Source organism: Delftia tsuruhatensis, from assembly GCF_903815225.1.
Lineage (GTDB): Bacteria > Pseudomonadota > Gammaproteobacteria > Burkholderiales > Burkholderiaceae_C > Comamonas > Comamonas tsuruhatensis_A.
This window is the reverse complement of record NZ_LR813084.1, coordinates 1,559,157-1,570,785: the sequence shown is the minus strand read 5'-3', so window position 1 is coordinate 1,570,785 and position 11,629 is coordinate 1,559,157. Positions and strand designations below refer to the sequence as shown.

Annotated in this window: 12 protein-coding genes; 6 read left to right on the top strand and 6 right to left on the bottom strand. The window is 64.9% G+C overall.

The window, feature by feature from the left end; translation table 11 throughout:
* Positions 1 to 402, top strand: a complete 402-nt coding sequence (locus L1Z78_RS07110) for a hypothetical protein (protein ID WP_234640838.1) — start codon at positions 1 to 3, stop codon at positions 400 to 402.
* A gap of 65 nt (positions 403 to 467) precedes the next feature.
* Here L1Z78_RS07110 and dnaB read toward each other — a convergent pair whose 3' ends face one another.
* The 5 genes from dnaB to rpsF form a co-directional block, all read right to left on the bottom strand.
* Complete coding sequence (dnaB, locus tag L1Z78_RS07105; RefSeq protein ID WP_234640837.1) at positions 468 to 1,907, bottom strand: replicative DNA helicase; 1,440 nt, start codon at positions 1,905 to 1,907, stop codon at positions 468 to 470.
* Between the two features lie 132 nt (positions 1,908 to 2,039).
* Positions 2,040 to 2,492, bottom strand: coding sequence for a 50S ribosomal protein L9 (rplI, locus tag L1Z78_RS07100; RefSeq protein ID WP_234640836.1), 453 nt, complete (start codon positions 2,490 to 2,492; stop codon positions 2,040 to 2,042).
* A 12-nt stretch (positions 2,493 to 2,504) separates the two neighbouring features.
* Positions 2,505 to 2,786 (bottom strand): 30S ribosomal protein S18, encoded by a 282-nt coding sequence (rpsR, locus tag L1Z78_RS07095; RefSeq protein ID WP_158386426.1) that lies wholly within the window; start codon positions 2,784 to 2,786, stop codon positions 2,505 to 2,507.
* Between the two features lie 18 nt (positions 2,787 to 2,804).
* A complete protein-coding gene (gene priB, locus L1Z78_RS07090; protein WP_234640835.1) occupies positions 2,805 to 3,095 on the bottom strand; it encodes a primosomal replication protein N in 291 nt (96 codons plus the stop codon).
* Positions 3,096 to 3,121: 26 nt separating this feature from the next.
* The gene (gene rpsF, locus L1Z78_RS07085) at positions 3,122 to 3,484 is read right to left on the bottom strand and encodes a 30S ribosomal protein S6 (protein ID WP_012207028.1); all 363 of its coding nucleotides are present in this window, start codon (positions 3,482 to 3,484) and stop codon (positions 3,122 to 3,124) included.
* Between the two features lie 306 nt (positions 3,485 to 3,790).
* Between rpsF and grpE the strand changes: the two genes are divergently transcribed.
* The 3 genes from grpE (at position 3,791) to dnaJ (ending at position 7,644) form a co-directional block, all read left to right on the top strand.
* On the top strand, positions 3,791 to 4,336 hold the full coding sequence (gene grpE, locus L1Z78_RS07080) for a nucleotide exchange factor GrpE (protein WP_234640834.1): 546 nt from the start codon (positions 3,791 to 3,793) through the stop codon (positions 4,334 to 4,336).
* 89 nt (positions 4,337 to 4,425) lie between these two features.
* Positions 4,426 to 6,414, top strand: a complete 1,989-nt coding sequence (gene dnaK / locus L1Z78_RS07075; RefSeq protein ID WP_267967010.1) for a molecular chaperone DnaK — start codon at positions 4,426 to 4,428, stop codon at positions 6,412 to 6,414.
* Between the two features lie 99 nt (positions 6,415 to 6,513).
* On the top strand, positions 6,514 to 7,644 hold the full coding sequence (gene dnaJ / locus L1Z78_RS07070) for a molecular chaperone DnaJ (RefSeq protein WP_234640832.1): 1,131 nt from the start codon (positions 6,514 to 6,516) through the stop codon (positions 7,642 to 7,644).
* Positions 7,645 to 7,710: 66 nt separating this feature from the next.
* Here dnaJ and L1Z78_RS07065 read toward each other — a convergent pair whose 3' ends face one another.
* The gene (locus L1Z78_RS07065) at positions 7,711 to 8,958 is read right to left on the bottom strand and encodes an SEL1-like repeat protein (protein ID WP_267966999.1); all 1,248 of its coding nucleotides are present in this window, start codon (positions 8,956 to 8,958) and stop codon (positions 7,711 to 7,713) included.
* Positions 8,959 to 9,195: 237 nt separating this feature from the next.
* Between L1Z78_RS07065 and L1Z78_RS07055 the strand changes: the two genes are divergently transcribed.
* Positions 9,196 to 10,140 carry a LysR substrate-binding domain-containing protein gene (locus L1Z78_RS07055; protein ID WP_234640831.1) on the top strand — a complete coding sequence of 315 codons (945 nt, stop codon included), beginning with the start codon at positions 9,196 to 9,198 and terminating at the stop codon, positions 10,138 to 10,140.
* Positions 10,141 to 10,203: 63 nt separating this feature from the next.
* The gene (gene leuC, locus L1Z78_RS07050; protein ID WP_234640830.1) at positions 10,204 to 11,625 is read left to right on the top strand and encodes a 3-isopropylmalate dehydratase large subunit; all 1,422 of its coding nucleotides are present in this window, start codon (positions 10,204 to 10,206) and stop codon (positions 11,623 to 11,625) included.
* Positions 11,626 to 11,629: the final 4 nt, after the last annotated feature.

Here is an 11,629-nt window from a genome sequence, read left to right as displayed (position 1 = left end):
ATGGCGATCAGCTGGATCACGGCGCTGAAGATGGTTCCCTGGGGCGATGTCATCGAGGCCACGCCCCAGGTCGTCAAGGCCGCCAAGAGCCTGCTGCGCAAGAAGGAAGCCGCGCAGCAGATCGACGCCCAGGCAGCTGCGGCCAGCGAGCCGCCGGCCGCAGCCCGCACGGCCGGCGAGCAGGCGCTGCTGCTGATCCAGTCGCAGGAAGCACGCATCGCCCAGCTGGAGCAGTCCCAGCGCCAGTCGCTGGAGCTGATCGAGAAGCTGGCCGAGCAGAACGCACAGATCGTCGCCACCGTGGGCGCGCTGCGCACCGGCGCCCAGCGACTGGCCTGGGCCTGCGCCATCCTCGGCACATGCGTGGCCGGCCTGCTGATCCAGGTCTGGCGCAGCACCTAGGCATCACCTTCTCAAAAGACAAACGGCCCGCCAGGGCCGTTTTCCATGGCGCAGCGGGACATCCATCAGTATTCGTCGCCGCCCCCATAGCCCACGGCCAGGTTCTCGAAGCGCGTCTGATTCTTCTGGAAGAACAGCTTGACCGTGCCCGTGGGGCCGTTACGCTGCTTGCCGATGATGACCTCGGCAATGTTCGGCTCCTTGCTGTCCTTGTTGTAGTAGTCGTCGCGATAGATGAACATGATGATGTCCGCGTCCTGCTCGATGGCGCCCGACTCGCGCAGGTCGGACATCATGGGACGCTTGTCGGTGCGCTGCTCCACCGAGCGATTGAGCTGGGACAGGGCGATCACCGGGCACTGCAGCTCCTTGGCCAGCATCTTCAGGCCCCGGGATATCTCGCCCAGCTCGGTCGCCCGGTTGTCGGCGCTGCCGGCTCCCGAACCGCTCATCAACTGCAGGTAGTCGACCACGATCAGCCCCAGCTTGCCACAGGTGCGCGCCAGGCGCCGCGCGTTGGCGCGCAGCTCCGTGGGCGACAGGCCAGGTGTCTCGTCGATGTGCAACGACACCGTGCGCAGACGCTCGATGGCCTCGGTCAGCCGCGGCCACTCATCGTCGCTGAGCTTGCCCGTGCGCAGATTGCCCTGGTTGACGCGGCCGATGGAACCGACGATACGCACCGCCAGCTGGGCCGCGCCCATTTCCATGGAGAAGATGGCAACCGGCAGACCCTCGTTGAGCGCCACATGCTCGGCAATGTTCACCGCGAACGAGGTCTTGCCCATCGAGGGACGGGCCGCCAGCACCACCATGTCGCCCGCCTGCAGGCCGCTGGTCATGCGATCCAGGTCTACGAAACCCGTGGGCACGCCGGTCACATCCATGGGGTTGTCGGCCATCTCCTGGACGCGGTCCAGCAGGTCCACCACCAGGGTGTCCAGCGACTGGAAGCCCTGCTTGTTGCGCGCCCCCTCCTCGCCGATGGCCAGGATCTTCTGTTCTGCCTCGTCCAGGATGCGCTCCACCGTCTTGCCCTGCGGATTGAAGGCATTGGTGGCGATCTCGTCGCTGGCTGTCACCAGCTTACGAAGGATGGAACGCTCGCGCACGATCTCGGCATAGCGCCGGATATTGGTGGCGCTGGGCACGTACTGGGCCAGCTGGTTGAGATACAGCAGCCCACCGATCTCCTCGGCCTTGCCCATGCCCTGCAGGTGCTCGTAGACGGTGATCACATCGGCCGGCTTGCTGGCGTTGATCAGCTTGCCGATGGCCTCGTAGATCAGCTTGTGCTCATGCCGGTAGAAATCGCCATCCACCAAGATGTCGCCCACGCGGTCCCAGGCATTGTTATCCAGCAGCAGGCCGCCCAGCACGCTGGACTCGGACTCCATCGAATGCGGCGGAACGCGCAACTGGGCGACCTGCTGGTCGTGCTCGCCAGAAGGCAGGGGCGCGAACGCATCATCATCGAGATCGAGCGGGGGCATTACGGACGACATGGGATTCCTAGACACAAGACTGCCATCGTAGCGGCAGGCAAAAGGCCGCGCCACCAGGCGCCATCACCCGGGCGGGGCAAAGCAAAAAGCCGCCCGAAGGCGGCTTTCTGACGATACGGGACAAGCCCCGGATCAGGAGTGGTCGCCGTAGACCGACACCGACACTTCGACGCTGACGTCGGTGTGCAGTGCCACGACCACGGTGGCGTCGCCCACGGTCTTGATGGGACCGTTGACCAGACGCACTTGCGACTTGGCGACGTTGAAGCCGGCCTTGGTCAGCTCTTCGGCGATGTCGGCATTGGTGACCGAGCCGAACAGGCGGCCGTCCACACCGGCCTTCTGGGTCAGCTTGACGTTCACGCCATTGAGCTTCTCGCCCAGTTGCTGTGCAGCCGCCAGCTTTTCAGCGGCTTGCTTTTCCAGTTCGGCGCGCTTGGCTTCGAACTCGGCCTTGGCGGCAGCCGTGGCACGGCGGGCGGCGCCCGTGGGGATCAGGAAGTTGCGGGCGTAGCCGTCCTTGACCTTGACGATGTCGCCGAGGCCACCGAGGTTCACAACCTTGTCGAGCAGAATGACTTGCATGGTTGTTACTCCTTAGATCTTGTGCTGGTCAGAGTAGGGAACCAGAGCCAGGAAGCGGGCGCGCTTGATGGCCGTGTTCAGCTGACGCTGGTAGATGGCGCGCGTGCCGGTCAGGCGAGCGGGCACGATCTTGCCGTTTTCGGCGATGAAGTCACGCAGAGTGTCGACATCCTTGTAGTCGATTTCCTCGACGCCGGCGACGGTGAAGCGGCAGAAGCGCTTGCGCTTGAACAGCAGCGACTGCGTGTTGCGCTTGGGGCGCTTGTCCTTGTTGAATTTCTTGAACGTGGCCATTTCTGGACCTCTTGAAAATTAGTTTTGTTGAATGTCCTGGATGTGCAAAACCAGCAGTTTGCCGTTGCGGGGCGTTGCCAGGAAGCCCTGGAACTTCCATCGGCTGCCAAGCGCCTGGCGGGCCAGCTTTTCAGCCAGCGCGCCGAAGGCCACCGCCTTGACGGATGCCGTGACGCTGCGCTCGCTTCCTGCTTCCTTTTGCCTGGACTCGTGTTCGAGCCGCAGATCCAGTGCAGGCAGCCCTGCCGGCGTGTAGCGCAAAGCCTGAAGCTCCGCGATGACTGCCGTCAGTGCAACGTGGTTTTCCACTCCTTCAGGTTCTTGACGGGCTGGGCTCAGGCCTGTTCGGTCTGGCTGGCCTTGCGGGCTTCTTCGCGCTCGACGGTCTTCATCATCGAGGAAGGAGCGGTGTCGGCCTTCTTCTTCTGAACCGTCAGGTGGCGCAGCACGGCGTCGTTGAACTTGAAGGCATGCTCCAGCTCAGCCATCACAGCCTGGTCGGCTTCGATGTTCAGGCACAGGTAGTGGGCCTTGGCGAGCTTGTTGATCATGTAGGCCAGTTGGCGACGGCCCCAGTCTTCTTCGCGATGGACCTTGCCACCGCCAGCGGTGATCATGCCCTTGTAGCGTTCCAGCATGGCGGGAACCTGCTCGCTCTGATCCGGGTGGATCAACAAAACGATTTCGTAATGACGCATATCGACTCCTTTTGGGAAAACGCCGCCCACTGCGTCTGTAGCGGTGCGGCAAGGCAAAGCATTGGATTCTAGCGCAGGCCTCATCCGTCTGTACACTTCACGCTGTCCGAGACCCCGGATCGGCGTGGGGCTTTTACCCCGGCGCACCGGCTTTGCCGCCACTGTGTGGGCCTGCACGGCCCCCACACGGACAGAAGGCCCTTGAAAATACACCGATCCGCTCGCATCTTGAGTCAAGATCGTGCAATCGCCGGATCTGCATCCAGGACCGGCGACCGCTTTGTTTTGTAGCTGAAGTTTCCACCCATGTCCGAACAGAACTCCAACCCCTTGCAAGACGCATCCCCGGAAGAAGTCGAGGCCGCCATGGCTGCCAACGCAGCCGACGAACTGTCGCGCCTGCAGGCCGAGCTGGCCGAGCTCAAGGCCAAGAGCGCCGAACTGGCCGACCAGTTCCTGCGCGCCAAGGCCGAGGCCGAGAACGTGCGCCGACGCGCCGACGACGAAGTGGCCAAGGCCCGCAAATTCGGCATCGAGAACTTCGCCGAAAGCCTGCTGCCCGTGTGCGACAGCCTGGATGCCGCCCTGGCCATCCAGCAGGCCACGCCCGAACAGCTGCGCGAAGGTGCCGACGCCACGCTGCGCCAGTTGACCGCGGCACTGGAGCGCAACAAGGTGGTGTCCATCAATCCGGCCGCCGGCGAGAAGTTCGACCCCAACCTGCACCAGGCGATCAGCATGGTCCCCGCACAGCAGGAGGCCAACACCGTCGTATCCGTGCTGCAAAAGGGCTACCTGATCGCCGACCGCATCCTGCGCCCGGCTCTCGTGACCGTGGCCCAGCCCCAGTAAGCACGCGCTCACGGCACACGCTCACGGGGCGTTGACAAAAAACAGGCAAAGCCCCTTGAAGCTGCGCGCGCCGGCCACAGTTAGCAGACATTCAAACATTTCACAGATCGCGGAGAGAACACAAAATGGGAAAAATCATCGGTATTGACCTGGGCACCACCAACAGCTGCGTGGCCATCATGGACGGCAACAACACGCGGGTGATCGAGAACAGCGAAGGTGCACGCACCACGCCCTCGATCATTGCCTACCAGGAAGACGGCGAGATCCTCGTCGGCGCCTCGGCCAAGCGCCAAGCCGTCACCAACCCCCGCAACACCATCTACGCCGCAAAGCGACTGATCGGCCGCAAGTTCGACGAGAAGGAAGTACAAAAGGACATCGACCTGATGCCCTACTCCATCGTCAAGGCCGACAACGGCGACGCCTGGGTGGAAGTGCGCGGCCAGAAGCTGGCTCCGCCGCAGATTTCCGCCGAAGTGCTGCGCAAGATGAAGAAGACCGCCGAGGACTACCTGGGCGAGGCCGTGACCGAGGCCGTCATCACCGTGCCTGCCTACTTCAACGACGCACAACGCCAGGCCACCAAGGATGCCGGTCGCATCGCCGGCCTGGAAGTCAAGCGCATCATCAACGAGCCCACGGCAGCCGCCCTGGCCTTCGGACTGGACAAGACCGACAAGGGCGACCGCAAGATCGCGGTGTATGACCTGGGCGGCGGCACCTTCGACGTGTCCATCATCGAGATCGCCGATGTGGATGGTGAAAAGCAGTTCGAAGTGCTGTCGACCAACGGCGACACCTTCCTGGGCGGCGAAGACTTCGACCAGCGCATCATCGACTACATCATCACCGAGTTCAAGAAGGAGCAAGGTGTCGACCTGTCCAAGGACGTGCTGGCCCTGCAGCGCCTGAAGGAAGCCGCCGAAAAGGCCAAGATCGAGCTGTCCAACTCGGCCCAGACCGACATCAACCTGCCCTACATCACGGCCGATGCCTCGGGCCCCAAGCACCTGAACATCAAGCTGACGCGCGCCAAGCTGGAAAGCCTGGTCGAGGATCTGATCGAGCGCACCATCGCTCCCTGCCGCACCGCCATCAAGGATGCCGGCGTGTCCGTGTCCGACATTCATGACGTGATCCTGGTCGGCGGCATGACCCGCATGCCCAAGGTGCAGGAGAAGGTCAAGGAATTCTTCGGCAAGGATCCCCGCAAGGACGTGAACCCCGACGAGGCCGTGGCCGTGGGTGCCGCCGTCCAGGGCCAGGTGCTGTCGGGCGACCGCAAGGACGTGCTGCTGCTGGACGTGACGCCTCTGTCCCTGGGCATCGAGACCCTGGGCGGCGTGATGACCAAGATGATCACCAAGAACACCACCATCCCGACGAAGTTCGCGCAGACCTTCTCGACTGCCGACGACAACCAGCCGGCCGTGACCATCAAGGTGTTCCAGGGTGAGCGCGAGATGGCATCGGGCAACAAGATGCTGGGCGAATTCAACCTCGAAGGCATCCCGCCCGCAGCACGTGGCGTGCCGCAGATCGAGGTGGCTTTCGACATCGATGCCAACGGCATCCTGAACGTCTCGGCCAAGGACAAGGCTTCGGGCAAGGAAAACAAGATCACCATCAAGGCGAACTCCGGCCTGTCCGAGGACGAGATCCAGAAGATGGTCAAGGACGCCGAGCTCAACGCCGCCGACGACAAGAAGAAGCTGGAACTGGTCCAGGCCCGCAATCAGGGCGAAGCCGCCGTGCACAGCGTCAAGAAGAGCCTGGGCGAGCATGGCGACAAGCTGGACGCCGGCGAGAAGACCGCCATCGAGAGCGCCGTCAAGGAACTCGAGGAAGTGCTCAAGGGCGAGGACAAGGATGCCATCGATGCCAAGACCACGGCACTGATGACCGCCAGCCAGAAACTCGGCGAGAAGATGTACGCCGATGCCCAGGCCGCTGGCAGCCCCGAAGCAGCAGCTGCCGCCGCGGCGGCCGGTGCCGCGGGGGCTTCCTCGGCAGGTGCTGCCGCTGCTGACGACAACGTCGTGGACGCTGAAGTCAAGGAAGTCAAGAAGGACTGAACGCAGCGCGAGGTCCCTCGATGACCGCTTGCCGCCGCGCTCGGCCCTGTCAAGGGCTGACGCGGCGTTACTGTTCCCACTGACTGGCTAGCACACACCATGTCCAAACGCGATTTTTACGAGGTCCTCGGCGTTGCCAAGAACGCCTCGGACGACGACATCAAGAAGGCCTATCGCAAGCTGGCGATGAAGTACCACCCGGACCGCAACCAGGGTGATGCGGCACGCGAGGCCGAAGAGCGTTTCAAGGAGGCCAAGGAGGCCTACGAGATGCTCTCCGACAGCAGCAAGCGCGCGGCCTACGATCAGTACGGCCATGCGGGCGTGGACCCCAACCGCGGCATGGGTGGTGCCGAGGGCTTCGGCGGCTTCGCCGAGGCCTTTGGCGACATCTTCGGCGACATGTTCAGCCAGGGCGGGCGCCGCGGCGGCGGTGGCCGCCAGGTCTATCGTGGCAATGACCTGAGCTATGCCATGGAGATCACGCTGGAGGAGGCGGCCCACGGCAAGGATGCGCAGATCCGCATCCCCAGCTGGGACAGCTGCGACACCTGCCACGGCAGCGGCGCCAAGCCCGGCACCAGCGCCAAGACCTGCACTACCTGCAACGGCATGGGCAGCGTGCAGATGCGCCAGGGCTTCTTCAGCGTGCAGCAGACCTGCCCGCATTGCCGCGGCACCGGCAAGATCATTCCCGAGCCCTGCACCAGTTGCGGCGGCCAGGGCAAGGTCAAGCGCCAAAAGACGCTGGAGGTGAAGATCCCTGCCGGCATCGACGACGGCATGCGCATCCGTTCCTCGGGCAACGGCGAACCCGGCACCAATGGCGGACCTGCGGGCGATCTCTATATCGAGATCCGCATCAAGGACCACGACATCTTCGAGCGCGAAGGCGACGACCTGCACTGCAACGTACCCGTGAGCTTCATCACGGCGGCGCTGGGCGGCGAGATCGAAGTGCCCACCCTCTCGGGCAAGGCTGCCATCGACATCCCCGAAGGCACCCAGGCGGGCAAGCAGTTCCGCCTGCGCGGCAAGGGGATCAAGGGCGTGCGCTCCAGCTATCCGGGGGACCTGTACTGCCACATCGTGGTCGAGACGCCGGTCAAGCTGACCGAATATCAGCGCAAGCTGCTGCGCGAGCTGGAGGAATCGCTCAAGAAGGGCGGCTCCAAGCACTCGCCCAGCGGGGAAAGCTGGACCGACAGGCTCAAGAGCTTCTTCAGCTGACCCCCGCCTGGAGTCCCAAGGAAAAACGCCTCTTGCGAGGCGTTTTTTCATGGACATGCAAGGCGTTCAGGGCGCGGGCCTGGGCTTCCAGGCGGCCGCCTGCCGCTCGACCCGCGCACGCTCGGCGGCATTGAGCGGCCCGGCCATGCTGTCGCGCTTGGTGGCCAGCGAGCGGTCCTTGCCGGCCGCCAGCAGCATCCAGAAATAGGCCTGTGAAGGACTGCGCTCCACACCCTTGCCCGAGGCATAGAGGCTGGCCAGATTGGACTGCGCCAGCGCATCGCCCTGCTGGGCTGCGCGCTGCAGCCAGTGGGCTGCCTGCTCGTCACTGGCAGGAACGCCCTGCCCATTGGCATAGAGCACACCCAGGTTGGACTGGGCTGCGGCATTGCCCTGCTCGGCCGCCTTTTCCAGCCATTGGGCAGCCTGCGCCATGTCACGGTCCACCGCGCCACCCTCGGCATAGAGCATGCCGGCATTGAACTGCGCATCGACGTGGCCCTGGCCCGCTGCGGCCACGAACCAGCGCAGGGCCTGGGGCACATCCTCGGCCACACCCCGCCCCGTCGCATACATCACGCCCAGGCTGTACTGCCCGGCGGCCTCGCCCTGCTCGGCCGAGCGCTGGAACCACTGCACGGCCTGGACGGGATCCCTGGCCGCGCCACGCCCTTCGGCCAGCATCAGACCCAGGTTGTTCTGCGCCACGGCGTCGCCCTGCTCGGCGGCCTTGCGATACCACTGGACGGCCTGGCCATCGTCGCGCGCCACGCCCCTGCCATTGGCATACATCAGCCCCAGGTCCGACTGCGCCGGCGCATAGCCCTGCTGCGCCGACTTCAGGTACCAGCGTGCCGCCGTCTCGGCATTCAGGGGGACGTCCTGGCCGCGCTTGTACAAGGAGCCCAGCGCGTACTGGGCACTGGCCTCTCCCTGCTCGGCACGTTGCTGCAGCGCCGCCAGCTCTGCGCTGCTCAGGCTCGCCTCTGCCTTGCTCGACTCGCTGCCGGCAGCCATCGCCGCCGCCCCAACGCCGGCTGCGGCGCCCGCGGCGACAGCCGTCTTGGCCGGAACGCCGCGGACCGCAGGCGCAGCCGCCTTGCCCCGGGATCTGGTGGTCGCCTTGGCCGCAGGTTTGGCCGCAGGCTTGGTACCCGGCCGGGAAGCGCTCTTGGAGGGACTCTTGGCTGCACTCTTGGCGGGCGGCTGCGGCTTGGCCAGGGCGGGCGCTGCGGCGCAGGCCAGGGCCGTGGCCAGCAGCAATGACAGGCCGGCAGGCAGGGCCCGCAGGCCCATCGGGAATCGATCGTTCATATGCTCTTATTTTTGCAGCAATCCATGCAAGCGACTGGCGCAAAGATTGACAAATTCTTTCAGAACGCTACCGAGGGAGCGCACGGAGCAGAGCGGCCCCCTCTTCAGCAGATATGGCACCCATCGCCATGCAATCGCACGCCACCACCAAAGACATCGCGCTTGAAGATGACAACCTCATATTTTGTGAGAGAAAATCCATCCAACTTCTCCTAACGAGAAGCCTGAGCCCCACCCATGAAGAATTCAGAGCGCAGTTTTGCACGGCGCATAGACCTCACCTCCCTGCAGTTGTTCGTGGCTGTCTGCGAACTGGGCAGCATCGGCCGCGCGGCCGAGCGCGAGTTCATCGCGGCCTCGGCCGTGAGCAAGCGCCTGTCCGACCTCGAAGCCACGGTGGACACCGCCCTGCTGTACCGCCACAGCCGCGGCGTGACCCTGACGCCGGCCGGCGAAAGCCTGCTGCACCATGCCCGCAACGTGCTCTACGGACTGGAGCGCATGCAAGGCGAGTTGTCCGAGTACGCCGACGGTGTTCGCGGACATGTCCGCATCCACGCCAACATGTCAGCCATCGTGCAGTTCCTGCCTGAAGACCTGGGTGTGTTCGCCCGCAAGCACGGCCAGGTCAAGATCGACCTGCAGGAGCAGTTGAGCCCCGCCGTGCTCGCCGCCGTGCAGGAAGGCACGGCCGACATCGGCATCTGCTCCATGGCGCACATGCCCAGCGGCAATGGCCAGGCGAGCCCCGCGCTCCAGCACCGCCCCTACCGGGAAGACCGCCTGGTCGTGGTCGTGCCCGAACAGCATGCGCTGGCGCACAGTGACAGCGTGGCCTTTTCCGATGTGCTGGAATGGGACATCGTGAGCCTGCAGGCCGGCTCCTCGATCAGCCTGGCCATGCGGGCCGCCGCCGCGCAGGCCGGCCATGCGCTGCACCAGCGCATACAGGTCACCAGCCTGGATGCCATGTGCCGCATGATCGACAACGGCCTGGGCGTGGGCCTGATCCCCGACCGTGCCTTCGAGCTCATGCATGGCGTAGGCCACCTTCGTGCCCTGGAGCTCACCGACGACTGGGCACGGCGCGAGCTGAGCATCGTGGCGCGCGACTTTGACGCGCTGCCCGTCACGGCGCGCCTGCTGGTCGAGCACCTGAGCCCGCCGGCAGCCACGTCCTGAGGCCTCGCGGGCCACAGGACGCCCCCAAGAATTTCCCCACGAACCCAACCACCAGAGACAGCCATGGGACGCACCCTCTACGACAAGATCTTCGACGAGCATGTCATCCACACCGAGGATGACGGTACCTCCGTGCTCTATATCGACCGCCACCTGGTGCACGAAGTCACCAGCCCCCAGGCCTTCGAAGGCCTGCGCATGGCCAACCGCAAGCTGTGGCGCGTCAGCTCCGTCGTGGCCACGGCCGACCACAACACGCCCACCGACGGCTGGGAGCGTGGCTATGACGGTATCGCCGACCCCATCAGCAAGGAGCAGATCACCACGCTGAACGCCAACATCGGCGAATTCGGCTCCGCTGCCTTCTTCCCCTTCATGGACAAGGGCCAGGGCATCGTCCACGTGATGGGCCCAGAGCAAGGCGCGACCCTGCCCGGCATGACCGTGGTCTGCGGCGACAGCCACACCTCCACGCACGGCGCCTTCGGTGCGCTGGCCCACGGCATCGGCACCTCCGAGGTCGAGCATGTGATGGCCACCCAGACCCTGCTGGCCAAGAAGGCCAGGAACATGCTGGTCCAGGTCAACGGCAAGGTGGCTCCCGGCATCACGGCCAAGGACATCGTGCTGGCCATCATCGGCAAGATCGGCACGGCAGGCGGCACCGGCTACACCATCGAGTTCGCGGGTGAAGCCATCCGCGATCTCAGCATGGAAGGCCGCATGACGGTGTGCAACATGGCCATCGAAGGCGGCGCACGCGCCGGCCTGGTGGCCGTGGACGACAAGACCATCAGCTACGTCAAGGGCCGCCCCCTGGCCCCCACCGGCGCGGAGTGGGATGCCGCCGTCGCCTACTGGAAGACGCTGCATTCGGATGCCGACGCGAAGTTCGACCGCGTGGTCGAGCTGCAGGCCAGTGACATCGTGCCGCAGGTCACCTGGGGCACCTCGCCCGAGATGGTGCTGGGCGTGGACGCCATCGTGCCCGATCCCGACAAGGAAAAGGATGCCAGCAAGCGCGGCGCCATCGAGCGTGCGCTGACCTACATGGCCCTGGAGCCCGGCAAGCCCATCAACGACATCTTCGTGGACAAGGTCTTCATCGGCTCGTGCACCAACAGCCGCATCGAGGACATGCGCGAGGCCGCCGCCGTGGTCAAGAAGCTGGGTCAGAAGGTGGCGCGCAACATCAAGCTGGCCATGGTCGTGCCCGGCTCGGGCCTGGTCAAGGAACAGGCCGAACGCGAAGGGCTGGACCAGATCTTCAAGGCCGCGGGCTTCGAGTGGCGCGAGCCCGGCTGCTCCATGTGCCTGGCCATGAACGCCGACCGGCTGGAGCCCGGCGAGCGCTGCGCCTCGACCAGCAACCGCAACTTCGAAGGCCGCCAGGGCGCGGGCGGGCGCACCCACCTGGTGAGCCCGGCCATGGCCGCGGCCGCCGCCATCCACGGCCACTTCGTGGACATCCGCAGGTTTTCCTGATTTC

Excerpts from the sequence above, each read along its gene's own strand:
- L1Z78_RS07110 (WP_234640838.1), top strand. The coding sequence starts at position 1 with ATGGCGATCAGCTGGATCACGGCGCTGAAGATGGTTCCCTGGGGCGAT.
- dnaB (WP_234640837.1), bottom strand. The coding sequence starts at position 1,907 with ATGTCGTCCGTAATGCCCCCGCTCGATCTCGATGATGATGCGTTCGCG.
- rplI (WP_234640836.1), bottom strand. The coding sequence starts at position 2,492 with ATGCAAGTCATTCTGCTCGACAAGGTTGTGAACCTCGGTGGCCTCGGC.
- rpsR (WP_158386426.1), bottom strand. The coding sequence starts at position 2,786 with ATGGCCACGTTCAAGAAATTCAACAAGGACAAGCGCCCCAAGCGCAAC.
- rpsF (WP_012207028.1), bottom strand. The coding sequence starts at position 3,484 with ATGCGTCATTACGAAATCGTTTTGTTGATCCACCCGGATCAGAGCGAG.
- grpE (WP_234640834.1), top strand. The coding sequence starts at position 3,791 with ATGTCCGAACAGAACTCCAACCCCTTGCAAGACGCATCCCCGGAAGAA.
- dnaJ (WP_234640832.1), top strand. The coding sequence starts at position 6,514 with ATGTCCAAACGCGATTTTTACGAGGTCCTCGGCGTTGCCAAGAACGCC.
- L1Z78_RS07065 (WP_267966999.1), bottom strand. The coding sequence starts at position 8,958 with ATGAACGATCGATTCCCGATGGGCCTGCGGGCCCTGCCTGCCGGCCTG.
- L1Z78_RS07055 (WP_234640831.1), top strand. The coding sequence starts at position 9,196 with ATGAAGAATTCAGAGCGCAGTTTTGCACGGCGCATAGACCTCACCTCC.
- leuC (WP_234640830.1), top strand. The coding sequence starts at position 10,204 with ATGGGACGCACCCTCTACGACAAGATCTTCGACGAGCATGTCATCCAC.